Annotated in this window: 1 pseudogene; it reads right to left on the bottom strand. The window is 70.1% G+C overall.

The window, feature by feature from the left end:
- A pseudogene (gene glmU / locus AC1DNC_RS16790) lies at positions 1-361 on the bottom strand (bifunctional UDP-N-acetylglucosamine diphosphorylase/glucosamine-1-phosphate N-acetyltransferase GlmU); the annotation flags it as partial.

Here is a 361-nt window from a genome sequence, read left to right as displayed (position 1 = left end):
CGTTGGCCTGGCGCAGCTGCCAGGCACGTTCGAGCGCCGCGAGCTGGGCGGGGCTGTTGATGCCGGCCACCTGAAGGGCGTCGGCGGTGACGTGCGCGACCACGGGCACGCCGTCGTCGGCGGCGAACTTCACCACGTCGGTCAGGTAGTACTCGCCCTGCGCGTTCCTGTTGTCCAGCCGCGCGAGCCAGCCCTTGAGCAGGCGCGCGGGCACTGCCATCACGCCGCTGTAGATCTCGCGCACGGCACGCTGCGCTTCGCTTGCGTCCTTGTGCTCGACGATGGCAATGACCTCGCCACCGCCCGCCGCGCGGATGACGCGGCCGTAGCCGCTCGGGTCGTCGAATTCGATGGTCAACAG

Source organism: Arthrobacter sp. 01N442, assembly GCF_056399345.1.
The sequence above is the reverse complement of the archived record's forward strand: the minus strand, read 5'-3'. Positions and strand labels throughout refer to the sequence as shown.